Source organism: Bradyrhizobium sp. CCBAU 11357, assembly GCF_028128865.1.
GTDB lineage: Bacteria > Pseudomonadota > Alphaproteobacteria > Rhizobiales > Xanthobacteraceae > Bradyrhizobium.
On the sequence record NZ_LBJW01000111.1, the window covers coordinates 144,854 to 171,247 of the forward strand.

A 26,394-nucleotide genomic window follows, 5' to 3' on the forward strand; every position below is an offset into this window, starting at 1 on the left:
AGATCCCCCTCGATCTCGTCGTGCCGGGCTTTGTTGCTTTCGCGGAGATAGTGCGAGACGGGCCATTTTGTTCTGCTTAACGCGCCCGGCAGGGGTCTCAAAACCGGGTGGCAGGCTGAATCGGACCCGCCCGAATTGCGTAAAATTTTACGATTCGACGGCTAGGAGAGCCTCCTGCCGCGAAATGGAACCAATTGCAGGCAAAAGTTGCGACGGGCGCCGAATCTCGCCCCTATGGCTAACGATCCGCTTTTTCACGGGTTCTGTTAGTTAGGTCACAGATTTAACTCCGTATTTGCCGCAGGATGTTGCAGGGCATCACGAACAAAAGATGACGCAAGTATCTGTTCTACCAGTTTTACTTCGAATGACTTGGGGCGGCAGGAAATGCGTGCATTTAACCCTGTTTCGACTTCCGAATTCTTGGAATATGACTTCCGTTCCTCTGGGAATGCACCGCCCGGCGCAGGCTCTTACGGCCAAGTGACGCGAAATCACACAAGCAATAGATGGTTTCGCTAAGGACTTGGTAATGCTAAGCAAGCTTAGGTCGTCGATACTTACATAAATTTTAACCCTTTTTACGGTGCCCGGTTGAATTACGCTGGCAAATTTGACGCCGCGACGTTTTTGGACGGCCAGGGTTCCAACTCGCCCGTCTTTGTCCACGTCGATTCCTTTGCCGCCAAGCCCTTCATTGCCAAGGCGCATGGCCATGTGCCCGACGGTGCATTCGTCGTTCCCGACCCCAATCTGATCTTCAACGGCGAGTTCAAGCGTGCCGGGCTCGACCTCGTGCTGTCGCACGACGGTCACGAGTTCGTCGTTCACGATTATTTCAGGGGCGACAAGCGCGCCGCGATCGCTTCGCCCGACGGCGCCCACCTCAGCGGCGACGTCGTCAACGCCCTCACCGGCCACGTCCAGGTCGCCCAGGCCGCGCCCGGTGCCGGTGCGGCCCAGGTCATCGGTCACGTCACCAAGCTCGTGGGCAGCGCGACCGCCATCCGCAACGGCGTCTCGGTGATCCTGAACAACGGCGACAACGTCGAGAAGGGCGACGTGGTGTCGACCGGCGCCGATTCGACGCTCGGCATCACCTTCATCGACGGCACCGTGTTCGGCTTGTCCTCCAATGCGCGGATGGTGCTGAACGAGATGGTCTACGACCCCAACGGGTCGAACAATTCATCGCTGCTCAGCCTGGTGGCGGGCACCATCACCTTCGTCGCCGGCGAAACCGCCAAGCACGGCGACATGAAGGTCGACACGCCCGTCGCCACCATGGGCATCCGCGGCACGGCGGTGCTGACACAGATCAACTTCGTCGTTCCCGCCGGCGGCGGCGATCCGCAGCCGCAGGCGAGCTTCCAGGTGCTGGTCGAGCCGAACGGCACGACCGGCTCCTACATCCTGTTCGACAAGGTCACGCTGCTGCCGATCGCGACGGTCAACCAGGCCGGCCAGATGATCCAGATCAGCGGCGGCAACGTCTCGGTCACCAATGCACTGATGTCGCCGGACGTGCAGAAGCTGATCACGGACGTGTTCACGCTGAAGTTCACCGACAACAACACCAACACCAAGCTGACCACGAACTACACCGACACGATCACGCCGTTCGGCCATGAGGTGGTGCTCAAGTCGGGGGCCGGCCCGATCGTCACCGCGACCTTCGTCAATCTCAATCCGCAGACGCAGGAAGGCCCGACCACGTCGACGCCGACGCCCGGCCGCATTCCCGGTCAGCCGATCGCGCAAAGCTTCGACCTCGGCGGCAACGTGAAGACGGCGTTCGCGCTGACCGAACGGGCGGACACCACCGGCGATACGCACGCCGACACGATTTCCGGATTGATCAGATTCCTCGATCAAAACCTCGGCGACCTGCCGACGGTGAGCGTGAGCCTGGCCGAGGCGCCGAACTACGTCTACAAGAGCGCCGGCCAGCAGGATGTCACCGGCTCGCTCACCGCGCTGCAGAAGCAGGACATCGCGGCGACGCAGATTCAGATCAGTGTCGTCGCCGACCCTGCCAACAACAATAACGGCTCGGCGGTCTGGACCTACACGATCCCGGACAAGGTCTTCGATTTCCTCGCGGCCGGCGAGACCCTGACGCTGACCTACATGGTCCGCGTCGACACCAATTTCTCGGTGAACCCCGAGTCCAAGTTCATCCCGATCACCATCACGATCACGGGAACGAACGACAAGCCGGTGGTCACCACCGACGTTCCCGTCATCACTTTCGAAGGCGGCACCAGCGTGCCGGGTGGCCCGCTCACCAGCGACGTTCCAACCTCGGGCACGCTGAGCTTCGATGACGTCGATCTCACCGACAAGCATACGGTGTCGGTGGCGCTGACCAGCGCGACCCTGCCCGGCGGCACCGTTCCGCCCGGTCCGCTCGCGGCATTCCAGAGCGCGATGTCGGTCGCGATCGCTGCGGGCGCCGACAGCACCGGTGACGGCACCGGCACCATCAACTGGTCGCTGGCCGATCTTCCGGTCTATCTCGCCGACTTCATCCCGAAGGGCGTGGTGCTGACGCTGGTCTACACCGTCACCGTCACGGACTCGCAAGGTGCGACAGCCCAGCAGACGATCACCGTCACGATCACCGGCACCGACGCGCCCGCCGTGGTCTGGATCGCGACCGACAACGCGGGCGCGCCCTCCGGCGGGTACTGGAAGGACGCGGCCAATTGGGAGACCGGGACCGTCCCGACCATCGATGACGACGTCATCGTCATCACCGATCAGCTGCACGGTCTGACGCCTTCCTATCCGGTGACGATCGACGCGGCTGCCTATGCGAAATCGCTGACGATGAACGATTTCGGCGGCCCGCCGCCGAAGCTGATCAACCAGAGCTCGCTGACCATCGCCGGTGCGCTCAACATGAGCGCGGACTCGATCCTCACCAACGCCGCGACCGGCACGATGTCGGTCGGCGGCAAGGCTGAGATATCGGACACGAGCGTGCTCACCAATGCGGGCCACTTGACGCTCGCCGGCGGCGGCGATTTCGCTGCCGGTACCACGATCACCAATTCCGGCACGCTGGAGCTGTCGGGCGGCACCTTGAAGATGCTGGCCGACATTGCCAATGCCGGCGGCACGCTGAAGGCTGACGCGGCCACGACGCTGATCGTGGACAATGCGGCCGTCCACGGCGGCACGGTCACGATTCTCGGGACACTGGAACTCGACGGCGCCAGCTTGATCGAGAACGGCACATTGACCAATTCCGGTACGGTCAACGTCGAGGGCACGGTCGAATTTGCCAATGAGACGGTCTCCAACACCTCCGCCGGCACGATCAGGGTACTGGCGAATGGCTGGCTGACGATCGACCAGGGATCCAGCGTCGCCAACGCCGGCCACGTCACGGTCGATGCCTCCGGCAAGCTGTCGATCAGCGGCGCAACCATCAGCGGCGGCACGATCGACGGCGGCGGCAACATAGACGTCACCGGCGCCAGCAGGATCGACGGCGGGGCGACATTGAGCACGAGCGCCGTCGCGGTCGGAAGCGGGGTGACGCTGACGCTCGACGATGTCACCGTTGCGGGGACCGCGATCGCAAATGGCGGCACCGTCAAGATCGATGCGAGCAAGAAACTGACGCTCTCGGGCGCGAGCGTCACCGGCGGCCAGCTCAACGTGCTCGGTACGCTGGCCTCGTCCGGCGCCAGCACCGTCACCAATGCGTCCATCACCAACAACGGCCTGATCGAGGCGATCGGAGGCGTGTTGACGCTCGCCGCCACGACCTCGGCCGCCATTGCCAATGCCGGCACCCTCCGCGCCAACGGCGTCGAGCTCGATATCGACCACCAGGCCGTCACCAACACCGGCACGCTGGCCGCGATCAACGGCGGCACGCTGAAGCTGACCGCGATGACGGTGACCAACACCGGCGGCACCGTGTCGGTCGCATCGGGCTCGTCGCTCGATCTCGCCGGTTCGACCATCAGCGGCGGCACGGTGACGATCGCGGGCACGCTGGAATCGAACGGCACGAGCGCAGTCGACGGCGCCGACCTCAACAACACCGGCACGATCTCCGTGACCAGCGGCACGCTGACGATCGATCCCGGCCTGCTTCATGCCATCACCAATCTCGGCCTGATCGAGGCGGCGGGCGGGGGCATCCTCAAGCTCGCGACCGCGACCGTCAGCAATGCCGGCGGCACGATCGCGGTCGACGGCGCCTCGAAGCTCTATCTGACCGACGTCTCGATCAACGGTGGCACCCTGAGCAATGCCGGTCATCTCTACGGCGTCTCGGGCAGCAGCACGATCACGGGCGCGGTCACCAACACCGGCACGATCGAGGTGCAGGCCGGCACGCTGAACCTCGCTGGCGGCATCACCGGCGTCGGGACGCTGCTTGTCGACGACGGCGCGACACTGGCGCTGGGCGGCGCGGATGCGCAGACCGTCACCTTTGCCGGCGGTGCCAACACGCTCCGGCTCGATGCCACGAGCCATGATTTCACCGGCACCATTACGGCCGGGGCCTCGACCGGCGGTACCTTCACCGTCACCGGTGATGCCGATATCGCCAGCGCGAGCGGCGACGCGCTCGTGCTCGCTGCATCCGGCGGAACCAGCGGCAACCATGGCGACGTCATTCTGACGCCAACCGGCGCACTGACCGGCGCGGCCAACGGGCTCGTCGTCACCCAGAACGGCGCCGGCGACGTCTCGTTGACCGCAACCAAGGACATCACGGGCCTCGCCGGCAACGGCATCACGCTGCGCGACAGTGCGACCGGCTCCGGCGACATCACCGTCAACAATCTTACCGGCAAGGCGACCGGCACCGGCGCGAATTCGGTCGGCGTTCTCGTCGAGAATTTGAACGCTGCCAATAGCGGCGACATCTCGATCACTCAGCTCGGCGGCGTCGCGGGCGGCGCCTATGGCATCGATGCAGCGACGCTGGGCCACGGCGACATCGACATCGACGCCGGCGGCTCGATCACCGGCGGCTCCATCTACGGCATCCGGACGCGCAGCTATGGCAGCGGCAGCCAGACCGTCACGACGGAGGCCGGCAGCATCGTCACGTCGGCCAGCTCGGGCATCGTCGCCGTCAATCGCGCGACGTCGATCAACGCTGCGGCCGATAGCAGCGTTACGGTCACCAGCTACGGCACGATCAATTCGGGAAGCAGCCCGAACCTGGCCGGCAATGTTCCGGCCGGCATCGAAGCCGGCTACACCGGCGCCACCAGTGGCACCCACGCCAATACCGGCGTCAACGGCTCGGTGGTCGTCAACAACCATGGCAACATCACCGCCGCGGCCGGTTACGGCATCAACGCCTTCAATTACGGGAGCGGCGACGTCTCGGTGAACAGCTTCGCCGGCACCACGATCTCGGTCTCCGGGGCGCAGAGCATGGGAATCAACGCCGCAGCATTGAGCGGCGGCACCGGTGACGTCACGGTCACGCTCGGCGAGAATGTCACGATCTCGGGTGCGGCCAGCTATGGCATCAGGGCCCACAGCATCGACCAGGGCGACATCAGCGTCACCCTGGCGAAAGGCGACAGCATCACCTCCGGCAGCTCCGGCATCGTGGCCGTCAATTTTGCGACGGCCATTGCCGCCGGCGTTGCGAGCACGATCTCCGTCGAAGCGCACGGCACGATTCATTCCGGCACCACGCTCAACAACGACGGCACCACGCCGGGCGCGATCATCGCCGGCTACAAGCCGGGCGGAAACGGCACCTTCTCGAACGCGGTCAACGGCGACGTCGTCGTCAACAGCGATGCGAACATCACCGCAGCTGCCGGCTATGGCATCGAGGCGTTCACCTGGGGTGTTGGCGACATCACCGTCACGACCGGCCAGAATTCACAGATCTCCGCCGCAGGCACTGCGATCGCTGCGTTCGATCATGGCGGCGGCGACGTCAGCATCACCAATGACGGTTCGGCCTCCGGCGCGGTCGGCGTGGCTGTCCTCGCCACCGGCGTCGGCGACGTCACCATCGTCAATCATGGCGACATCGACAGCACGAGCTTCGCCGGCATCAGCGTCACGCAGAATGGGGCCGGCGCGACCGGCTCGACGCACATCACCAATTCCGGCTCGATCTCGGCTCCCACCGGTCACGCGGCGATCTACATCCAGGAGAACGCGACCGGCACGGCGACGATCGACAATTCCGGCACGATCGGTGCTGCGGACGCATCCAGCGTGACCTCGACGAGCTATGCGATCGTCGAGACCGGCGGCGCCATCACGATCAACAACTCTGGCGACATCAACGGCAACATCTCCGTCGCCACGGCCACCTTCAACAACAACGCGGGCGGCATCTGGACCGTCTCCGGCACCAGCGTGTTCGGCAGCCTGTCGTCGATCGTCAACGACGGCGATATCGACCTGCTCGATGGGGCCTCGATTGCCGGGACCGGCCTGAGCATTGCGAACTATCATGAGATCGACAGCTGGGGCACGGCGACGATCTCCGGCGCCATCACCAACGCCGGTACGATCGAGGTCAACGCCGGGACCCTGACGCTGTTCGGCTCGCTGTCCGGCGCGGGGTCGGTTACCGTCGATGCCGGCGCGCTCCTGAAGCTCGAAGGCACGGTCACGCAAACGGTCACGCTCGCCGGTGATGGCGCCGCGCTTCAGATCGATACGTCGTCCTTCGGCGGATCGATCGCGGGGCTGTCCGCCGGCGACACGATCGACCTGTCCACGATCAAGTACGGTCTCGGCACCAGTGCGGTCTATGTCGCCAATGCCGACCCTGCGACCGGAGGCGTGCTGACGGTCACCGACGCCGATGGCAACCACATCGATCTGAATCTGACCGGTGCCGACTACAGCAACGCCCATTTCGCCGGCAGCAGCGACGGCCATGGCGGCACCCTGATCACGTTCAATGCGGATGATGATGCACCGGTCTTCACCGCGGCAGAGGCCTCGCCGAGCGTGAGCTTCTCCGAGCTGGAGAGCACCACCGGCGATCCGACGCTCGATCCGGTCTCGGGTGGGACGGGCGCGATCCATTTCACCGACATCGACCTCACCGATCGTCCGACGGTGACGAACGTTGCGTATGCCTTGACTTGGCTCGACGCCGACCACACCACGCAGCTGACGCTGTCGCCGGACGAAATCACCGCGTTGGAGCAGGCGCTGACACTCTCTGCGACCGGCAACAAGAACAACGGCGCGATCGGCTGGAGCTATTCGATCGCCGACAGCGCGCTGGATTTCCTCGGCGAAGGCCAGACCGTGACGGTGGTCTCCACCATCACGCTGGCGGACCATCAGGGCAAGACCGATACGGCCGCGGTGACGGTCACCATCACCGGCAAAAACGACGCGCCGGTGATCACGGTCGCAAGCGGCGACAGCGCCGGCGCGACTCTGGACGAGACCAATGCGGGGCTGGACAAGACCGGCACGCTGACCCTGTCCGACGCGGACGCCACCGATCATGTGAGCGTCGCGCGCGATCACCTCTCGGTCTATCTTGACGGTGTGTTGCAGACCGACGTCGGCGCGCTGTCGAACACCGATCTACTGAACTATCTGACCGTTCCGGCCGCCGATATCCTGAACGGCACCGCCACCCACGCGCAGTTCACCTGGACCTTCAACTCGCAGGGGGAGGACTTCGATTTCCTCGCCGCCGGCCAGACCCTGTCGCTGCAATACACGATCGTCCCGTCGGATGCCGATGGCGCCGGCACCAGCAGCACCGTCACGATCGACATCACTGGCAGCAACGACGCGCCGACGCTCGATGACGCGACGCTGGCTTCCGTCGCCGGCAACGACAGCGATCCGAGCGGAGCTACGATCAGCAGCCTGTTCACGGACAAGTTCCACGACGCTGACACCGGTGCGACATTCAAAGCCCTCGCGGTGACCTCCGACGCCGCCACCGCAGCGCAGGGCGTCTGGCAGTACGAGCTCGCCGGCACGGATCAATGGGTCGATATCGGGCCGGTCAGCAACACGAACGCGCTGGTGCTGGGCCCCGATACGCTGATCCGGTTCGTGCCCGCCAACGGCTTTTCCGGCACGCCAGGCGCGCTGGGAGTCCACGCGCTCGACGACACCTATACCGGCGCCATCACGACTGATCTGTCCACCGCGACAATCGATCTTTCGGTGACCGGCACCGGCGGTGAGACTCCGGCCTCGCAGGATCTCGCCACCATCGGCACGGAAGTGACTGTTCCCGCCGACGGCCCGGTGATCAACACCGAGAGCTTCCAAGTCGAGCATATCATCGAGAACAACTCCGACATCATTACCGATCTCATGGTCACCGGCTCAGCGGACCACGACTTCACCGTCACCATGTCGACGGCGCATCCAGGTCTTAGTCAGGTGGACTTCTATCCGGCCTCGGGCTCGCTCGAGGAGATCAACCTCGGTTTCGAGACCGGCGCCACCTACAATCCGACAGCGGCCAGCTCCGATCCTCAAGCCCAGCCGCCGGACATCGAGCAGATCACGCTGACTGTGACGGACCAGGCCACGGGGCTGTTCGACACCGTCCATTTCATCTTCCACGAGGCCGGCGACACCAGCCAGGCCGTTGCCCTGGAAGGCACCAGCGGCAAGGACGTCATCTTCGCGACCGATACGAACAGCACGCTGACGGGCGGGGAGGGCAAGGATCAGTTCGTGTTCGCGCCGGGCTTGTTGTATGACGACAACGGGCAACCCGTCACCGATTTCTCCCACACGATCACCGATTTCAAGGTGGGGCTCGACAAGATCGATCTGCGGCAGTTCTCCGACGTCGGCTGCAAGGGCGACCTCGCCATCGCCCAGCAGCAAAATGGCGACACCCTGATCACCTGGAATCAGGAGGTCTCGCAGCAATCCGGACCGATACAGGAGCACGAGTCGCTCCTGCTCAAGAACGTGGTTGCCGCGAATCTCCAGGCCAGCGATTTCATCTTCGGCACACATGTCACGTGAGGACGTGCGGCCCTATCGGCCAACAGGCGCGTAGCTTGACCGCGGCAAAAAATTCACCGTCTACCACCGTCAGGGAATAGCCAATCGCGGGCCGAGGCTCCATGATCGGTGCGCCCGGCGTGGTGCGGGGCGGGAAGTCCGGCTGGCATGAAACGTCTGAGGATCCTGCGGCGGTGGTTTGCGCGGAAGCTCGGCTTTGCGCGGCTGATGTGCCTTGCGCTGCTGGTTCTGTTCGCCGTTGCGCGCCTCTGGGATCCGCCGCCGATCCAGGAATTGCGGCTGCGCACCTTCGACATGTTCCAGCTGATCGATCCCAGGCACAAGACGGCGCGGCCGGTCACCATCGTCGACATCGACGACAAGAGCCTCGCCAAGCTCGGGCAATGGCCGTGGCCGCGGACGCGGATCGCCGATCTGATCCAGAGCCTCACCAACAACGGCGCGGTGGCGATCGGCTTCGACGTGGTGTTTTCGGAGCCCGACCGACTCAATCCGGATCTGGTCGCGGGCCAGATGCGTTATCTCGACGACGCCACGCGCGCCAAGCTGCGCGGGCTGCCGACCAACGACCAGATCCTCGCCGAGGCGATCAAGCGCTCGCGGGTGGTGCTGGGCGAGACGGGTCTGCCCGATATCCTGGCCGAGCCCGACAAGTCACTTCCGCTCACGGGCGTGGCGACGGTCGGGGAGGAGGGCGCCGACCGCTTCCTGTTCGAATTTCCAGGCCTGCTGCGCAACGTGCCGGTGATCGAAATGGCGGCCGCCGGCCGCGGCCTGTTCTCGATCAGAAAGGAGCGCGACGGGTTCATCCGCCGCGTGCCGATGGTCATGCGTGCCCAAGGCAACATCATGCCATCGCTCAGCCTCGAGATCCTGCGCGTCGTCACGGGCACACCGACGCTGCTGATCAGGACCGACAAGACCGGCGTGCGGGCCGTGCGCCTCAAGGGCGTCGAGATCCCCACTGACAAGAACGGCCAGTTCTGGGTGCACTACGCCCGCCGGGATCCTTCGATTTACGTCTCCGCGGCCGACGTGCTCGACAACAGCGCGTCGCCGAGCAAGTTCGCCGGCAAGCTGGTGCTGGTCGGGACCTCCGCGGCCGGGCTCAACGACATCAAGACGACGCCGGTGTCCGCGACCATGCCGGGCGTCGAGATCCATGCCCAGGTGCTGGAGAGCGTGCTCAGTGGCGCGGTGATCTCGCAGCCGAACTATGCGCTCGGCGTCGAGCTGATCGCGGCGCTGGTGATCGGCCTGCTCGTCATCATCTTCACGCCGAATCTCGGCCCCGTCCGCCTGGTGCTTGCGGGTGGGGCCTTCGCCGCCATCCTGGTCGGCGTGTCCTGGTTCTTCTACGTGCAGCACCGCCAGCTCATCGACTTCACCTATCCGCTGCTGTCGACCACCGCGGTCTATCTGACGCTGATCTTCGCCAGCTTCGTGCGCGAGCAGCGCCAGCGCGTGCAGATCCGCGGGCAGTTCGCGCAATACATGTCGCCGGTGCTGGTCGAGCAGCTGGCGCAGTCGCCGGAAAAGCTCGTGCTTGGCGGCGAGGAGCGCGAGATGACGATCATGTTCTCCGACGTGCGCGGCTTCACCACGATCTCGGAGAGCTACAAGCACGATCCGCAAGGGCTGATCGCGCTGATGAACCGCTTCCTGACGCCGCTGACCGACGTGATCATCGAGCGCAAGGGTTACATCGACAAGTACATGGGCGACGCCATCATGGCGTTCTGGAACGCGCCGCTCGACGATGCCGAGCACGAGATCAACGCCTGCGAAGCCGCGATCCAGATGCTGGAGCAGATCGACGAGGTCAACAAGGAGCGCGAGCAGGAAGCCGCCGATGGCGGCCACGTCTACATCCCGCTCAATGTCGGGATCGGTCTCAACACCGGCATCGGCGTGGTCGGCAACATGGGCTCCGACCTGAAGAAGAACTATTCGGTGCTCGGCGACAGCGTGAACCTGGCCTCGCGCCTCGAGGGCCAGTCGAAGGCATACGGCTTTCCGATCATCGTGGGCTCGCGCACCGCGCTCGCCGCCAAGGAAAAGTTCGCGATCCTCGAGCTCGACTTCATCATGGTCAAGGGCAAGTCCGAGCCGGAAGTGATCTACGCCATCGCCGGCCGCGAGGACGTGATGCATTCGGCCGCGTTCCAGCGCCTGCGCAACATCACCATCGAGATGCTCGGTTGCTACCGCAGCCGCGACTGGCAAGGCGCGCTGGACGCGATCGAGCGCGGCCGCAAAAGCGAGGACGCCGACACGCTGGAGAAGCTGTTCAGGCTTTACGAGGCGCGGATCAAGGATTTCCAGATCGAGCCGCCGCCGGAGGGCTGGACCGGCGCCTATGCCCTGCTGACCAAGTAGTGGTCGCGGTCACCGCTCCCGCAGGGTGGGCAAAGCGAAGCATGCCTACCATATGCAGGTGCATCGAGGTAAGTCTGGCCGAGGGGGTACGGCGCCTGGCGCCTTTGCCCAACCGGAAAAAAGGGCGAGCAGAGTGATGGACGCACAAGTGAAACAAAATGACCGCATCGGTATGCTCGAAGAGCTCCTCAACGAGCGCTACTCCGTTCGCGCCTTTCTCCCCAAGGAAGTCGATCGCGCCACCATCGAGCACGTGCTGGCGACCGCGCAGCGCACGGCGTCCTGGTGCAACAGCCAGCCCTGGCAGGTCATCATCGCCAGCGGCGAGGCCAAGGAGCGCTTTCGCAAGGCGATTTACGCCGAAGCCTCGAAGGGGCTCGGCGATGATTACGACTTCACGCCACCGCGCGAATATGCCGGCGTCTATCTCGATCGCCGCCGCGAGAGCGGCTTCCAGCTCTACAACACGCTCGGCATCGCCCGCGGCGACAAGGCGGCCTACGCCAAGCAGGCGCTGGAGAACTACAATTTCTTCGGCGCACCGCATGTCGCCATCATCCACACCAACGAGCCGCTCGGCATCTATGGTGCGATCGATTGCGGCGCCTATGTCTCCAACTTCATGCTGGCGGCGCAGGCGCTCGGGCTCGGCACCATTCCGCAGGCCGCGCTGGCGCGGCATTCCGGCCTGATCCGCCGCCACTTCGATCTGCCCGGCGACCGCCGCGTCGTCTGCGGCATCTCGTTCGGCTATGCGGACCACGCGCACAAGGTCAACAGCTACCGCACTTCGCGGGCGAGCGTGGCCGAGACCGCGACCTTCGTGGATGTGTGATCGCGCGCCGTGAGTCCCGATGCCATCAGCGTCGGACGCGCGAAGACGGCCGTCAAAACGGCCGCCTTCCTCTCGTCGCGGTTCGATGGACGCCGGCGGTCAGCCGCCGCTGCCGCCGATCACGGCGCGCACGGTCTCGTCGGGGCCGAAATCCTCGGCGCCGTCGACATAGAGCAACGCGGCGAGCTTCGAGCGGGCGCGGTTGACGCGGCTCTTGATGGTGCCGACCGCGCAGCCGCAGATCGAGGCCGCGTCCTCATAGGAGAAGCCGGACGCACCGACCAGGATCAAGGCTTCACGCTGATCCTGCGGAAGCTTGTCGAGCGCGGTGCGAAACTCCTCGAATTCGAGATGAGCATTCTGCGAAGGCTGGGTCTTCAGCGTCTTGGCATAGTTGCCTTCGGCATCCTCGACCTCGCGCCGACGCTTGCGGTAGTCGGACCGGAACAGGTTGCGCAGGATCGTGAACAGCCAGGCCGGCAGGTTGGAGCCGGGCTGGAACGAGTCGATGTTGGCGAGCGCGCGCAGCAGCGTCTCCTGGACCAAATCGTCGGCGCGGTCCGCATTGCCGCTGAGCGAGATGGCGAAGGCGCGCAGACTGGGCACGGCCGCCAAGATGTCGTTACGCAGGGAGTCCGTGAGAGGCATTAATCCCTCCCATTGTTGTTGTCGTTGGATCCGCCCTCATTTTCCACGTGGGGTGACGCTCCCGGCGCATCAAGCTTCTTGATCAGTTCTGCGAACCGATCCGGAACCCCCTGTCGTACGACATCGTCGTACATGGCGCGCAACTGGTGCCCAATCCGGGATTGAATTTCCGGAGTGAGGCCTCCCTTGCCGGGGGTCGTGCTTCTGCTGGCTTGAGACTTGAGATCTTTCATGACCTGTTCCACGTTTCCCCGAGTTAAGTTACTGTAAAATCGAGAAGTTTTCTCAACCGGGAGCCGTTCCCTGGATAGGCACAATTCCAGCTGCGCCAAAAAGTTCCCAGCTTGGCGGAACTTTTGTTGAGGTGAGGCGTAGACAGCCCAGCAGGGGAACCTGGGCCCCCCGCGTGATGCCTGACCTCAGGATTGGACCTCAAGGTTGGCCCGAAGACGAATGGAGTGGGGATGTCCCGTTCACAGGTAGTTGCTGAACACTTGCCGCTGTTGCGCCGGTACGCGCGGGCTCTGACAGGCAGCCAGGCCTCCGGTGACGCCTATGTCGCCGCCATGTTGGAGGCCATGCTGGGCGATCCGTCGGTGCTCGACGAGAGCCATGGGCCCCGGGCCGGCCTGTTCCGGCTGTTCACCCAGATCTGGAATTCGGTCTCCATCAATGACGATGCCGAGGTGACGACCCTGCCGATGCCTCCGGAACGGCGGCTGTCGAACATCACCCCGCTGCCGCGACAGGCCTTCCTGCTGCTCTCGCTCGAGGGCTTTTCCGAAGAGGAAGTCGCCTTCATTCTCGGCACCGACGTCGCCGAGACGCGCCGTCTTGCCGACGCAGCCGGACGCGAGATGGCTGCCGAGATCGCCACCGACGTGCTGATCATCGAGGACGAGACCTTCATCGCCATGGATCTCGAGAGCCTCGTGAAGAATCTCGGCCATAACGTCGTCGGCGTCGCCCGCACCCATGCCGATGCGGTGGCGCTGGCCAAGAACAGGCGGCCCGGCCTGATCCTCGCCGATATCCAGCTTGCCGACGGCTCGTCGGGCCTGGACGCCGTCAACGAGCTGCTGCGCACCTTCGAAGTGCCGGTGGTGTTCATCACCGCCTACCCGGAGCGCTTCCTCACCGGCGAGCGTCCCGAGCCGGCGTTCCTGATCTCAAAGCCGTTCCAGCCCGCGATGGTGTCGGCGGTGGCGAGCCAGGCCCTGTTCTTCCAGCGCAACTCGCGCAACCGTACGCCGAAGGCGCCGGCGGCGTAACAGGGCGCTAGCGGCTTGCCCATTGGCGAGTTTGGTCCGGCGTGCCGCGAGGCACGCCGGATTTTTCATGCCGCCAGCCCGCTTGACGGGCGCTGAATTCGCCGCCCATAGCAATGCAGCAGCTGCGCGTGTGACCACGCCAATCGGAGACGGGCCCATGGACCAGCAACTCCTCGACCGTCTCGCCATCCGCGACCTCGTCGAGAACTGGGCGGTGTGGCGCGATGCCGGCGACTGGGAGCGCTTTGCCACGGTCTGGCACGAAGAAGGCTGGATGTCCGCGACCTGGTTTCAGGGGCCGGCGCAGGATTTCATGCGCGTCAGCCAGGAGGGGTTCGCCAGAGGCGTGCGCATCCTGCATTTCCTCGGCGGGACCAGCATCGACCTCGCCGGCGAGCGGGCCATTGCGCAGACCAAGATGACGATCTCGCAGCGCGGCCTCGTGCACGACGTGCTCTGCGACGTCGTTTGCACCGGACGCTTCTACGATTTGCTGGAGAAGAGGCATGACCCATCAGGTATTGGCAAGTGGGGCATCGTCCGTCGCCAGCCGATCTACGAGAAAGACCGGATCGACCCGGTCGATCCCGCCGCGACGCTTCGCCTCGACCAGACAGCGCTCGCTGCACTCCCCGAAGGCTACCGCCACCTCGCCTACATGCAGGAGCTGATCGGCTACAAGGTCAAGCGCGACATGCCGGGCCTCACCGGCCCTGAGGTCGAGAAGCTCTATAGGGAAGGGCGCGAGTGGCTCGCCGGCAAAGGCGAAGTAGACGCCAGACAGAAGTAGACGCCAGACAAAAGTAAGGCGCGACTGGCATCACCACAGTCGCGCCCTACGTCGCCGGCTTATGGGGCAGGGGGGAATAGCCGGCTGCTGAGACGACTCCCGTGCGCGAAAGTCGTTCCACACGTCGCGAAATATTTTGCCGGTCTGCTGCATTTTTCGCACACGGTTAAGTGATCGTAACGGCCAAGAACCCCCGGTCCTTCGGCGGAGTTGTTCCCGCGATCGCCATGGGGCGAGGGATCGACAGCCATGTCACAGATTCAAAAGGTGTTTTTGAGCGCCATCGCGATCGCCGCGACGCTCGGTGCCGTGCAATTGGCCTCCGGCCACGATCTCGCCGACCGCTGGCAGGCGGTCGCCGACATCCCCAGCCGCAGCTCCAACGTGGCTCCGGGCCACAACGTCAATCGTGTCGCCAAGGCAGACCGGCTCGCCGAGATCAAGCCGGCAGTCGTGCCCACCCGGACGGTATCGATGCGCCTGAACGACCTCGCCGATACGTCGGTGCTGCTGCGGGTCCCCGCCGTCATCGAGACCGGCAATGCCAAGTCGCCGGTGCTGCTCCAGAACCAGAAGAAGCCCCGCAACAAGCCGACGATCGCCTGTGAGCCGATGGTCAGCTCCCTGACCGAGGTCGCAAGGCTGCTCCAGCCCGGCCGCTGCGTGACTTGACCCGCGCCGCCAGGGTGGCTTGGCGGACCGAGACTTCACATCCTCTTGATCCGCCGTTGCCTCGCGCTATATCCGGGTTCCCTCCCTTTTTGTTTGACCGGGGAAGCGCATGACGACGTCAGATACGGCTGTGCATACGCAGCCTTTCCAGGCCGAGGTTTCCGAACTGCTGCACCTGATGGTGCACTCCGTCTATTCGGAAACCGACATCTTCCTCCGCGAGCTCATCTCCAACGCCTCCGATGCCTGCGACAAGCTGCGCTACGAGGCCATCGCCAGTCCCGCCCTGCTGGGCGAAGGCGACGCGCTCAAGATCCGCATCATTCCCAACAAGACGACCAAGACGCTCACGATCGCCGACAACGGCATCGGCATGGAGCGGCAGGAGCTGATCGACCACCTCGGGACCATCGCCCGCTCCGGCACCAAGGCGTTCGTGTCCAAGCTGAAAGAGGCCAAGGACGGGCTCGGCCTGATCGGCCAGTTCGGTGTTGGCTTCTATTCCGCCTTCATGGTCGCCGATAAGATCGTCGTGATCAGCCGCCGCGCCGGCGAGAGCGATGTCTGGACCTGGAGCTCCCAGGGCGGCTCCGGCTTCGAGATCGCCCGTGCCAGCGACGAGGAGGCGGCGCGCCTGACGCGCGGCACCGAGATCGTCCTGCACCTGAAGGACGACGCCAGGAAATATCTCGAGACCTACGAGATCGAGCGCATCGTCACTTCCTATTCCGACAACATCCTGTTTCCGATCGAGCTGGTGCCGGAAGACGGCGAGCCGCGCCAGATCAATTCGGCGAGCGCGTTGTGGCAGCGCTCCAAATCCGAGCTGACGGCTGACGACTACAAGAAGGCCTATCAGCAGATCGCCTCCGCCTTCGACGATCCCGCGATGACGCTGCACTATCGCGCGGAAGGGCGTTACTCCTACGCCGTGCTGCTGTTCGCGCCGTCGACCAAGCCGTTCGACCTGTTCGAGCCGAACCGCAAGGGGCGGGTAAAGCTCTACGTCCGGCGCGTCTTCATTACCGATGACGCCGACCTCTTGCCGGGCTATTTGCGCTTCGTCCGCGGCGTGGTCGACAGCGAGGATCTCCCGCTCAACATCTCCCGCGAGATGCTGCAGAACAATCCGCAGCTGGCGCAGATCCGCAAAGCGGTGGCGACACGTGTGGTGTCCGAGCTCGAAAGCCTCGCCGAGAAGGACCCGGAGAATTTTGCCAAGATCTGGGACGCCTTCGGCGCGGTGCTGAAGGAAGGCATCTACGAGGATTTCGAGCGGCGCGAAAAGCTGCTCGCGCTGTCGCGCTTCACCACCACGTCGGGCGAGAAGCGGTCGCTGAAGCAGGTGATCGCCGATTTCAAGCCGAACCAGACCGAGATCTATTATCTCGTCGGCGACAGCATCGAGCGGCTCAAGTCCAATCCGCGGCTGGAAGCTGCGACCGCGCGCGGCATCGAGGTGCTGTTGCTGTCGGATCCCGTCGATGCGTTCTGGACCTCGATGCCCTCGGAGTTCGAGGGCAAGCCGCTGAAGTCGCTGAGCCAGGGCGATCTCAACCTCGACCTGATCCCGCGTATCGACGACAAGGACGAGCCGAAGAAGGACGAGCCGGCTGCGGACGAAGCCGCCACCATCGCCGTGATCAAGGCCGCGCTCGGCGAGCGCGTCAGCGACGTCAAGGCCTCGACGCGCCTCACCAGCTCGGCCTCCTGCCTCGTCGCCGACAGCCAGGGCCCGAGCCGCGAGCTCGAGCGCATCTTGTCGCAGCAGAATCGCGGCATGAAGACCAAGCCGATCCTCGAGATCAATCTGCGCCATCCGCTGGTCACCGCGGTCACCAAGGCGCAGGCTGGCTCGAAGGTCGTCGACGATCTCAGCCTGCTCCTGCTCGAACAGGCGCAGATCCTGGACGGCGAATTGCCGGAAGACCCGGCAGCGTTCGCGGCGCGGCTGAACCGGCTCGTCTTGCAGGGACTCGGCGGCTAGCGCCGCTTCGCAGCATCGTTCCGACCGGGGGCCGCCCGGGTCGTCAAACCGTTCGGCGCGCATCGGCTCTGGCGCTGCGCGTCCCACTCAACTTGACGTCAATTGGCCCGAGGAACAGTCGCGAACCACGAGATGATGTGTCATATGAAGCGACGTCACTATTCGAGGATTTCCCCATGCGCTTGTCATTCCTCACTCTTACCGCGATCTTCACGCTGCTGGGCGCAGCGGATGCCAGCGCGCAGCGATACGATCCGGCCTATCCCGTCTGCATGCACCGCTACGTCGGTGGCGGCCCTGGTGGCGGAGGCAGTGACTATTTCGACTGCTCGTTCACCTCATTGGAACAGTGCCGCGCCACGGCCTCGGGCCTTGCCGCGACCTGCGACCTCAATCCCTATTACGCCTTCAACGAATCGCCGCCGCCGCGCCGGCGTCCCAAGAAGGTGCACTAGGTAAGCGAGCCCGGGACTTCTGCATTCATCGCTCTTTCAGCCTGATCACACCCGTTGGCGCGCTGCCGGCGGGTGCGACCTTGGCTGCGCGCTGCCGACGACAGTTAACCGCGCCCTAACCGGGTTTTACCTTGTCTCTTAACGCCTGGGTCAGGGCGCGCGGGCTAAGCTGCCGGAAACCGCAGACCGCCCGAAAGAGTGAACAATATGACCACCGGCGTCATCGAGCAGCCGAAAGCCGCGCGCGCACCGTCGGCTTCCAAGATCTGGTTGAGGGCGATCGAGCTCACCGCGCGGATCGAAACGCTGCCGGGCCGACTGTTCGCTGATGTCATCGACGACTGGGCGCAGCGCCAGCCGAACCGCGTCGCGCTGGTGGCGGACGAGGCAAGCCTCGATTACGAAGGCCTGTCGAGGAGGATCAACCGCTACGCCCGCTGGGCGCGCTCGGTCGGCCTTGCCAAGGGCGACACCGTTGCGTTGATCATGCCGAACGGCATCGACTATGTCGCGGTCTGGCTCGGCATCAGCCGTGTCGGCGGCGTGGTCGCGCTGATCAACACCAAGCTCGTCGGGCCATCGCTCGCGCACTGCCTCGACGTGGCGAAGCCGTCGCATCTCATCGTTGCGCATGCGCTGACGGGGATGCTGGACAGCGCGGCGCACCATCTGAAGACGCAGGCCAGGGTCTGGACGCATGGCGATGGCCGCGGCGAGCGCGCGATCGATGATGCGCTTGCCGTTCTTGATGACGGCCCGCTCGCTTCGGAGGAGCACGGCGAGGTCACCATCGACGACCGTGCGTTGCTGATCTACACCTCCGGCACCACCGGCCTGCCGAAAGCGGCCAGCATCAGCCACCGCCGTATCCTCAATTGGGGCTTTTGGTTCGCCGGCCTCACCGGCGCGACGCCGCAGGATCGGCTCTACGATTGCCTGCCGCTGTTCCATTCGGTCGGCGGCATCGTCGCGCCGTGCAGCATGCTGGCGGCCGGCGGCTCGGTGGTGATTGCGGAAAAATTCTCGGCCTCGCATTTCTGGTCCGACATCGTCCAGCAGGACTGCACGCTGTTTCAATATATCGGCGAGCTCTGCCGCTATCTGCTCAAGGCCGCGCCCTCGGAATACGAGAACCGGCACCGCCTGCGGCTCGCCTGCGGCAACGGCCTGCGCGGCGACATCTGGGAGGATTTTCAGGCGCGCTTCGCCATTCCGCGCGTCCTTGAATTCTACGCCGCGACCGAAGGCAATTTCTCGCTGTTCAACGTCGAGGGCCAGCCGGGCGCGATCGGCCGTATCCCGCCGCTGCTCGCGCACCGCTTTCCTGCCAGTCTCGTCAAGCTCGACCCCGATAGCGGCGCGCCGCTGCGCAATGACGAGGGCTTCTGCATCGCCTGCAGCCGCGGCGAGGCCGGCGAAGCCATCGGCCGCATCGGCACCGCGGACGAGGGCGGGGGACGGTTCGAGGGCTACACCGACGCCGGTGAGACCGAGAAGAAAATCCTGCGCGACGTCTTCGCCAAAGGCGATGCCTGGTTCCGCACCGGCGATCTGATGCGGATGGACGACAAGGGATTCTTCCATTTCGTCGATCGTATCGGCGACACGTTCCGCTGGAAGGGCGAGAATGTCGCGACCTCCGAGGTGAACGACGCGGTGCGCGATTTCAGCGGCATCGTCGATGCCACCACCTATGGCGTCAGCGTTCCCGGCGCCGACGGCCGGGCCGGCATGAGCGCGATCGTCGTGAACGAGGGCTTTGACATCAAAGCGCTGCCCGCTCATCTGGCGCAGCGCCTGCCGGTTTACGCCCGCCCGCTCTTCATCCGCATCTCGCGCGAGCTCGATGCCACCGAGACCTTCAAGCAGAAGAAGGGCGAGCTCGCCCGCGAGGGGTTTGACCCGGCCGCGGTCCCCGATCCGTTGTTCATGCTCGATCCGACATCCGGCGCCTACGTTTCGCTGGACGAGAAGGCGTATGCGGCAATCTCGGGCGGCACGATCAGGCTGTAGAGCAACCGAAATCGAGAGATAGGTCCAATTTTATCTGAATTGTCCAAGAAGCCATTTACTTCTGTCGGGTAAACAGACCGCCATGGGGAGGCGGTCATCAAGAGCCGCCGCAACAACGAGATCGATAACAAAAGCGAGCCAGCCATGTCGGTAAGGTCAAAGGTCATTGAAGCGATCCAGCAGATCGCCAAGGAGCAGCACGTCACGCTTCCCGCCCTGTCGGACGATCTGTCCCTGCATGAGACGGGTTTTGACTCGCTCGCCTTCGCCATCCTGGTCGCGCGCCTCGAGGACGAAACCGGCGTCGACCCCTTCACCATTTCCGAGGACGCTGCGTTCCCCGCCACGGTGGGCGATTTCGTGCGGGCCTACGAAAATGTCCCCGCGTGAGATCTTTGCGCTTCGCGACCATCTCGGCGCTGAGCTGAAAGGCCGCACCATCTCCGATGCGCACGATGTCGTGTCGCTGACCGACATCCTGTCGCACACGGTTCTGGGCGGCCGGCTGCACGAATTGTCAGGCCGCGCCGTGCTGCTCAAGCTGTCGGACCAGCTCCGGTCCGGCCTTGCCATGATCGAGCTAGACGGCATCGTCCGCCGCATGCTGCTGTGTCCGCCGGACCTCAATCCGGCGCATCTCGACGCATTGATTGCGGACGCCGGGATCGATGCTGTCGTCACCGATGAGCCCGATCGCTGGGCTGCGTCCGCCGTGCCGCTGGTCGTCACCGCGCAATTGCCGCTTCAAGCCGCCGCGCCGGCCAGGACCGAGCGCGCCACCGAATGGCTGATGCTGACTTCGGGCACCTCGGGCGTGCCAAAGATCGCCGGCCATACGCTGGAAGCGCTGTCCGGCGCGATCGTCGCTGAAGGCCCCGCACGCGGACCTGCACCGGTCTGGGCGACGTTCTACGACATCCGCCGCTATGGCGGCCTGCAAATCTTTCTCCGCGCCATCCTCTCCGGCGGCTCGTTGGTGTTATCCGATCCCCACGAGGCGCTCGCCGATCACGTCGCGCGGCTGAAGGCGCGCAATGTCTCGCATATCTCCGGCACGCCCTCGCACTGGCGCAAGCTCCTGATGAGCGGCTCGGCCGCGCAATTCGCCCCGGCTTACGTCCGCCTCTCCGGCGAGATCGCCGACCAGGCCGTGCTCGACGGCCTGAAGGCGGCATTTCCCAATGCGTCCGTCGGCCATGCCTATGCCTCGACCGAGGCCGGCGTTGGTTTCGCCGTCAATGACGGGCTGGAAGGCTTTCCGGCCGACTATCTCGGCAACCGCAACGGCGTCGAGATGAAGGTCGTCGACGGCTCGCTGCGCATCCGCTCGACGCGCACCGCCCATGCCTATATCGGCCGCAATGCCGCCGCGCTCACCGACGACGACGGGTTCGTCGACAGCGGCGACATCGTCGAGCTGCGTGGCGACCGCTATTATTTCGTCGGCCGCCGCGGCGGCATCATCAATATCGGCGGGCTGAAAGTCCACCCCGAGGAGATCGAGGCGGTGATCAACCGCCATCCCGACGTGCGGATGTCCCGCGCGAAGTCGCGCAAGAGCCCGATCACCGGCGGCATCGTCGTCGCGGACGTGATCCTCGCTGAGGGCACCGATCCTGCGCGCGCGCGAGAGATCCGCGACCAGATCCTTGCGCTGTGCCGCGCCCATCTCGCGTCCCACAAGGTGCCGGCGGTGCTCCGCTTCGTCGAGGCGCTCGACGTCACCCCGGCCGGAAAACTGGCGCGCACCGATGCATAACGTTCTCGTCACCGGCGGCAGCCGCGGCATCGGGCTTGCGATCGGCAAGCGCCTGGTCGCGGCCGGCTTCAATGTCATCGCGGCGGCGCGGCGCGAGAGCGACGAGCTCAAGGCGGCCATCGCTGCCGCCGACGGGCGCCTGCATTTCCGCGCCTGCGATCTTGCCGTGATCGATGCAATCCCGGCCTTCGCGAAGCTCGTGCGCGACGAATTCGGCCCGATCTACGGCCTCGTCAACAATGCCGGTCTCGGCACCGAAGGCCTGCTCGCCACCATGCACAATTCCGAGATCGAGGCGCTGGTGCAGCTCAACGTGCTGTCGCCGATCATCCTCACCAAATACGTGGCCCGGCAAATGATGGCCGATGGCGCCGGCCGCATCATCAACATCTCCTCCATCATCGCGACGACAGGCTATAACGGCCTGTCCGTCTACGGCGCGACCAAGGCCGCCGCGACCGGCTTCACCCGCTCGCTCGCGCGCGAGGTCGGCAAGCTCGGCATCACCGTGAACGCGATCGCGCCGGGCTTCATCGACACCGAGCTGACGCACACTCTCTCCGACGAAGGCCGCAAGCGCATCGCCGGCCGCAGCGCGCTGCGCCGGTTGCCGGAGACGGACGACGTCGCGCGCATGGTGGAATACCTTCTGGGCGACGGCGGCCGCAACGTCACCGGTACCGTGTTCACCATCGATGCCGGGAACACGGCGTAAGCGGAACCCGGCTGCCACAATTGCGTTGATCGGGCGCAATGACAGCCAGCCGGATTTGGTCGTAAGATGCCCCGCAATCGATTGGGTTACGTCAATCGATCTGCCCTAGTCGAAGAGGAGCAGTCGATGGCCACTTCAAACATGACCGCTTCAAATCGGGCCCTGACGGAGCCAGTCCGTGTAAAGCCGGATGAGGTTCGCTGTCCGCCGATGTCGCATCAGAATTCCGGCGCTCACGGTCACGAGATGTATCCGCAGCAATTCGTGCGTCTCGTCGGTTGCCACGACGTGCCTGCATCCCGGCTGCGCAAGCGCGAGGACGAGCAGCTGCACTAGCAGCTCACGGCCGCTGCTTCGGCAAGTCGATTCGTTCGCGTGAAAATTCCGGCGGCCCTCAACCCTTGGAGCCGACCGTCGATAGCCGCTCTCCCCGGGCGGTCGTTTGATGCCGATCAATGATCCCGTCGCGCCATTGCAACGTGGCCGCATCTTGTTGTCCGGGCCGGTTTCGGCCAATGATCGAAAGCGGGCGCCGGCCAGCGAACCCGGATCGATCCTGCCACGTATTTTGTTTCGCGTTCCAACCATCCGGTAATCCCGATGAGCTCAGGCGAGTCCTTCTATGGCGGCATTCCCGTCTTCCGAGGCTTCACCAGCCTGATGGATCCCGCGCTCTATGCGCCGCTGCCGGACGACTGGAGCATCGGTGTGGCCGATATCGTCGATTCGACCAAGGCGATCGCGGCGCTGCGCTACAAGGCCGTGAACATGGCGGGCGCCGCCGTGATCGCGGCGGTGACCAATGCGCTGCAGGGGCGGGAATTCCCCTTCGTGTTCGGCGGCGACGGCGCCAGCTTCGCGGTGGCGCCTGATGATGTCGAACTTGCCCGCGAGGCGCTGGCGGCGACCGCGACCTGGGTGCGGGAAGACCTCGATCTGACCATGCGCGTCGCACTGGTGCCGGTCAGCGTCATTCGCGCACAGGGCCTCGACGTGCGCGTCGCCCGCTTCGGGCCGTCGCCCAACCTGTCCTATGCGATGTTCTCGGGCGGCGGGCTCGCCTGGGCTGACGCTGCGATGAAGCGCGGCGAGTTTGCCGTCGAGGAGGCGCCCGCCGGCACGCAGCCGGACCTCTCGGGCCTGTCGTGCCGTTTCGAGGTGATGCCGGCGGCGCGCGGCCTGATCCTGTCGGTGCTGGTGATGCCGGCGCGCGGCGTCGATCAGGTGGCCTTCCGCAGGGTGATCGAGGACATCATTCATCTCGTCGAGCGCAGCCCGGACGGCGGCCGGCCGGTGCCGCCGCAGGGGCCGCCGCTGAAGTGGCCGCCGCAGGGCGTGGAATTCGAGGCCCGCACCAGGCGCGGGGGGCCGCTGCTCGCGCGCAGAGCCAGCGTGCTGGCCTATACGCTGTTCGCCTATCTCATCATGCGCTTCGACATCAAGATCGGCGGCTTCGTGCCCAGCCTCTACAAGCGCCAGGTCGTCGAGAACTCGGACTTCCGCAAATATGACGATGGCCTGCGCATGATACTGGACTGCACACCGCAGCTCGAACGCGCGTTGAACGATCGTCTCAAAGCCGCCGCGCGCGAAGGCATCGTGCGCTACGGCCTGCATCGGCAGGACGCCGCGATGATGACCTGCTTCACGCCGTCGGCGCTGCGCAGCGATCACGTCCATTTCATCGACGGCGCGCGCGGCGGCTATGCCTCGGCGGCGACGGCGTTGAAGGCGATGATGTGAAAGACTCTCGTGCCCCGGACGCAGCGCAGCACGTAGTGATGCGCTGCTGAGCCGGGGCCCAGTCTGCGGCCTCTGGGCCCCGGCTCCGCAGCGCACCGCAAGAGCGCTGCGCTGCGTCCGGGGCACGAGTTCAGAAGCTTACCGCCCCGTGCGCGTCCAGGTCTCGCCGCCGCAGAGCGCGCCGACGCAGCCTTCGACCCGCAGCGCGTCCGCGCCAGTCAGGCTGATGTTGCTCGCATAGGTGCCGCCATCGTCGGCATTGTAGATCTGGCCCGACCATTTGTTCGGTCCCGCCGGCTCCATGCCGCTGAACAAGGGCAGGCCGATCATCGGACGCCTGGCGAGCGCGGGGTTGGGATTCTTGCTGTCGGTGGCGGGCTGGCCGGTCGCGGTGTCCATGGGCTCGCGCAGCCAGACGATGTGGCCGCAGATGCCGCCGCCGCATTTGCTGATCTTGACCCGCGCATCGCCCGCCTGGGTGAGCCAGGTCCCTTCGGCGTTCTGCGCATAGGCGGAAGGCGCACCAATCAGCGCAGCCAGAATGACGGTGAGAGCGGCAAATCTGAATGTCATGGAGAGGAGCCCTGGAATGGAGGCGCCTCCATAGCAGCAAATCGAGCGCGCGCAACGCCTGATGGAATCACATTCCTGCGTTCAGTTGCCCGAACATTTTGCCTGCGATCATTTGCCCCAGCGCGCGAAAGCGACCGAGGCGGCGGTCGAAAGCCCGAACACGACCATGGCGCCGCCGACCAGCGCGAACAGGGTCCAGGCCGGAGCCTGCGCGGTCATCAGTCCGATGCCGCCGATCGCCACGATCAGAAGCCGTGCCGTGGAGGCGAGCACGGGCCCGCCGACGCGTGCGGCGCCTTGCGAGGAGAAGTAAAGCGACACGCCCATGCCGAAGAACACGAAGGCTGGACCGGCCCAGTGGAAATAGCTGTGCGCGGCGGCGGTGACGCCGGCATCGCGCGTGAACAGCCCCACCCACAGCGACGGAGCGAGCGCAACGGCGAGGCCGATCAGGCCCACCGTGAGTCCGGAGGCCGCAGCCGCGGTCCAGGCCACACGCCGCGCGCGCTTCACGTGTCCGGCGCCGATCGCCATGCCGACCATCGGCACCGAGGCGATGCCGAAGGCGAAGGTGATCGGGATCAGCAGAAATTCCAGCCGCGAACCGATGCCGTAGCCGGCCAGCATCTCGGTGCCGAAGGTCGCGAGGATCTTGGTGAAGATCAGAATGGTGAGCACGGTCTGCAGCGGCGATAGGCAGGCCACCGCGCCGACTTTGAGAATGTCCAGGAACATCGCGCGCTCGAAATGGAAGGCGCGAAGATCGAGCGGCAACCGGCTGCGGCCGGACAGGAGATACCAGAGGAAGAACAGCGCGGCGCAGCTGAACGCGATCAGCTGGCCGCTGGCGACGCCCGGCATGCCGAGTTGCGGCACGCCGAACAGGCCGAGGCCCAGCGTGCCGCCGAGCACGATCTGGAGCACGCTCGCTCCGATCAGCGCCATCGAAGGCAGGCGCATGTCGCCGGTGCCGCGGATCACCGAGGCCAGCGTGTTGACGAGCCAGATCGCGACTGCGCCGGAGAACAGCACCTGCGAATAGCCGCTGGCCTCCTCGAGCACGCGCTCGCGTCCGCCGAGCAGCGCGAAGAAGGAGCGGCCGAAGGCGAGCATCATCACCGTGAAGAACAGCCCGCCGCAAAGGCCGATGATGGCGGCATGCAGCGCCAGCGTCGCGGCGCGGTCGCGATCCCCTGCGCCGAGCGCGCGGCTGATCGCAGAGGAGACGCCGCCGCCCATCGCGCCGGCGCTCATCATCTGCGTCAGCATCGCGAACGGAAACACCAGCGCGATCGCGGCGAGCGGGATGGTGCCGAGCCGGCCGATATAGGAGGTCTCGGCCACCGCAACCAGCGTGCTGCCGACCATCGCGATCATGTTGGGGATCGCGAGCCGCAGCAATGTCGGCAGGATCGGCGCGGTCAGGAGGCTCGCGATGGGGGAGGCGACCGGCGCAACCGGCGGGACGGCATCTGCGGGGGCGTCGATCGTCATGTTCACCGGGCGGAATATTAAATGATGATCGACATATTATAAGAGGATGAGGCGATCGGCGCAGCTCTGGCTCACGCA

18 protein-coding genes are annotated in these 26,394 nt (G+C 65.0%); 14 read left to right on the forward strand and 4 right to left on the reverse strand.

Features of this window, described 5'->3' with window-relative positions; genetic code table 11:
* Positions 1–594 precede the first annotated feature (594 nt).
* The 3 genes from XI05_RS32775 (at position 595) to XI05_RS32785 (ending at position 12,196) form a co-directional block, all read left to right on the forward strand.
* A complete protein-coding gene (locus tag XI05_RS32775; RefSeq protein ID WP_271509624.1) occupies positions 595–8,982 on the forward strand; it encodes a VCBS domain-containing protein in 8,388 nt (2,795 codons plus the stop codon).
* A 147-nt stretch (positions 8,983–9,129) separates the two neighbouring features.
* Positions 9,130–11,361, forward strand: coding sequence for a CHASE2 domain-containing protein (locus XI05_RS32780; protein WP_271509626.1), 2,232 nt, complete (start codon positions 9,130–9,132; stop codon positions 11,359–11,361).
* Between the two features lie 136 nt (positions 11,362–11,497).
* Positions 11,498–12,196, forward strand: coding sequence for a nitroreductase (locus tag XI05_RS32785; protein WP_271509628.1), 699 nt, complete (start codon positions 11,498–11,500; stop codon positions 12,194–12,196).
* 99 nt (positions 12,197–12,295) lie between these two features.
* Here XI05_RS32785 and XI05_RS32790 read toward each other — a convergent pair whose 3' ends face one another.
* Both XI05_RS32790 and XI05_RS32795 read right to left on the reverse strand, forming a co-directional pair.
* Positions 12,296–12,844 carry a sigma-70 family RNA polymerase sigma factor gene (locus tag XI05_RS32790; RefSeq protein WP_018316216.1) on the reverse strand — a complete coding sequence of 183 codons (549 nt, stop codon included), beginning with the start codon at positions 12,842–12,844 and terminating at the stop codon, positions 12,296–12,298.
* Complete coding sequence (locus tag XI05_RS32795) at positions 12,844–13,077, reverse strand: NepR family anti-sigma factor (RefSeq protein ID WP_025032292.1); 234 nt, start codon at positions 13,075–13,077, stop codon at positions 12,844–12,846. Before XI05_RS32795 ends, XI05_RS32790 begins: the two co-directional genes overlap by 1 nt.
* 231 nt (positions 13,078–13,308) lie before the next feature.
* On the opposite strand from XI05_RS32795, the gene XI05_RS32800 reads away from it, so the two are divergent.
* From XI05_RS32800 to XI05_RS32850, 11 genes are all read left to right on the forward strand, one after another.
* The gene (locus XI05_RS32800) at positions 13,309–14,115 is read left to right on the forward strand and encodes a response regulator (protein WP_172785067.1); all 807 of its coding nucleotides are present in this window, start codon (positions 13,309–13,311) and stop codon (positions 14,113–14,115) included.
* Positions 14,116–14,272: 157 nt separating this feature from the next.
* Entirely contained in the window at positions 14,273–14,905 is a 633-nt protein-coding gene (locus tag XI05_RS32805) for a nuclear transport factor 2 family protein (protein WP_271509630.1), read from the forward strand.
* A 249-nt stretch (positions 14,906–15,154) separates the two neighbouring features.
* Positions 15,155–15,577, forward strand: coding sequence for a hypothetical protein (locus XI05_RS32810; RefSeq protein WP_271509633.1), 423 nt, complete (start codon positions 15,155–15,157; stop codon positions 15,575–15,577).
* A gap of 109 nt (positions 15,578–15,686) precedes the next feature.
* On the forward strand, positions 15,687–17,564 hold the full coding sequence (htpG, locus tag XI05_RS32815) for a molecular chaperone HtpG (RefSeq protein ID WP_271509636.1): 1,878 nt from the start codon (positions 15,687–15,689) through the stop codon (positions 17,562–17,564).
* 176 nt (positions 17,565–17,740) lie between these two features.
* Positions 17,741–18,019, forward strand: coding sequence for a DUF3551 domain-containing protein (locus XI05_RS32820; RefSeq protein WP_172785032.1), 279 nt, complete (start codon positions 17,741–17,743; stop codon positions 18,017–18,019).
* A 198-nt stretch (positions 18,020–18,217) separates the two neighbouring features.
* On the forward strand, positions 18,218–20,032 hold the full coding sequence (locus XI05_RS32825; protein ID WP_271509639.1) for a long-chain-acyl-CoA synthetase: 1,815 nt from the start codon (positions 18,218–18,220) through the stop codon (positions 20,030–20,032).
* Between the two features lie 144 nt (positions 20,033–20,176).
* On the forward strand, positions 20,177–20,422 hold the full coding sequence (locus tag XI05_RS32830; protein ID WP_015688794.1) for an acyl carrier protein: 246 nt from the start codon (positions 20,177–20,179) through the stop codon (positions 20,420–20,422).
* Complete coding sequence (locus XI05_RS32835; protein ID WP_271509641.1) at positions 20,409–21,791, forward strand: class I adenylate-forming enzyme family protein; 1,383 nt, start codon at positions 20,409–20,411, stop codon at positions 21,789–21,791. Before XI05_RS32830 ends, XI05_RS32835 begins: the two co-directional genes overlap by 14 nt.
* Positions 21,784–22,506 (forward strand): SDR family NAD(P)-dependent oxidoreductase, encoded by a 723-nt coding sequence (locus tag XI05_RS32840; protein WP_212254060.1) that lies wholly within the window; start codon positions 21,784–21,786, stop codon positions 22,504–22,506. Before XI05_RS32835 ends, XI05_RS32840 begins: the two co-directional genes overlap by 8 nt.
* Positions 22,507–22,632: 126 nt before the next feature.
* On the forward strand, positions 22,633–22,842 hold the full coding sequence (locus XI05_RS32845; RefSeq protein ID WP_172785028.1) for a hypothetical protein: 210 nt from the start codon (positions 22,633–22,635) through the stop codon (positions 22,840–22,842).
* A gap of 264 nt (positions 22,843–23,106) precedes the next feature.
* The gene (locus XI05_RS32850) at positions 23,107–24,249 is read left to right on the forward strand and encodes a DUF3095 domain-containing protein (protein WP_271509645.1); all 1,143 of its coding nucleotides are present in this window, start codon (positions 23,107–23,109) and stop codon (positions 24,247–24,249) included.
* 138 nt (positions 24,250–24,387) lie between these two features.
* Here the strand turns inward: XI05_RS32850 and XI05_RS32855 are convergent, their stop codons facing one another.
* On the reverse strand, positions 24,388–24,822 hold the full coding sequence (locus XI05_RS32855; protein ID WP_172785026.1) for a DUF2147 domain-containing protein: 435 nt from the start codon (positions 24,820–24,822) through the stop codon (positions 24,388–24,390).
* Positions 24,823–24,930: 108 nt separating this feature from the next.
* Positions 24,931–26,316, reverse strand: coding sequence for an MATE family efflux transporter (locus XI05_RS32860; protein ID WP_271509648.1), 1,386 nt, complete (start codon positions 26,314–26,316; stop codon positions 24,931–24,933).
* Positions 26,317–26,394: the final 78 nt, after the last annotated feature.

Excerpts from the sequence above, each read along its gene's own strand:
- XI05_RS32780 (WP_271509626.1), top strand. The coding sequence starts at position 9,130 with ATGAAACGTCTGAGGATCCTGCGGCGGTGGTTTGCGCGGAAGCTCGGC.
- XI05_RS32785 (WP_271509628.1), top strand. The coding sequence starts at position 11,498 with ATGGACGCACAAGTGAAACAAAATGACCGCATCGGTATGCTCGAAGAG.
- XI05_RS32790 (WP_018316216.1), bottom strand. The coding sequence starts at position 12,844 with ATGCCTCTCACGGACTCCCTGCGTAACGACATCTTGGCGGCCGTGCCC.
- XI05_RS32795 (WP_025032292.1), bottom strand. The coding sequence starts at position 13,077 with ATGAAAGATCTCAAGTCTCAAGCCAGCAGAAGCACGACCCCCGGCAAG.
- XI05_RS32800 (WP_172785067.1), top strand. The coding sequence starts at position 13,309 with ATGTCCCGTTCACAGGTAGTTGCTGAACACTTGCCGCTGTTGCGCCGG.
- XI05_RS32805 (WP_271509630.1), top strand. The coding sequence starts at position 14,273 with ATGGACCAGCAACTCCTCGACCGTCTCGCCATCCGCGACCTCGTCGAG.
- XI05_RS32810 (WP_271509633.1), top strand. The coding sequence starts at position 15,155 with ATGTCACAGATTCAAAAGGTGTTTTTGAGCGCCATCGCGATCGCCGCG.
- htpG (WP_271509636.1), top strand. The coding sequence starts at position 15,687 with ATGACGACGTCAGATACGGCTGTGCATACGCAGCCTTTCCAGGCCGAG.
- XI05_RS32820 (WP_172785032.1), top strand. The coding sequence starts at position 17,741 with ATGCGCTTGTCATTCCTCACTCTTACCGCGATCTTCACGCTGCTGGGC.
- XI05_RS32830 (WP_015688794.1), top strand. The coding sequence starts at position 20,177 with ATGTCGGTAAGGTCAAAGGTCATTGAAGCGATCCAGCAGATCGCCAAG.
- XI05_RS32835 (WP_271509641.1), top strand. The coding sequence starts at position 20,409 with ATGTCCCCGCGTGAGATCTTTGCGCTTCGCGACCATCTCGGCGCTGAG.
- XI05_RS32840 (WP_212254060.1), top strand. The coding sequence starts at position 21,784 with ATGCATAACGTTCTCGTCACCGGCGGCAGCCGCGGCATCGGGCTTGCG.
- XI05_RS32845 (WP_172785028.1), top strand. The coding sequence starts at position 22,633 with ATGGCCACTTCAAACATGACCGCTTCAAATCGGGCCCTGACGGAGCCA.
- XI05_RS32850 (WP_271509645.1), top strand. The coding sequence starts at position 23,107 with ATGAGCTCAGGCGAGTCCTTCTATGGCGGCATTCCCGTCTTCCGAGGC.
- XI05_RS32855 (WP_172785026.1), bottom strand. The coding sequence starts at position 24,822 with ATGACATTCAGATTTGCCGCTCTCACCGTCATTCTGGCTGCGCTGATT.
- XI05_RS32860 (WP_271509648.1), bottom strand. The coding sequence starts at position 26,316 with ATGACGATCGACGCCCCCGCAGATGCCGTCCCGCCGGTTGCGCCGGTC.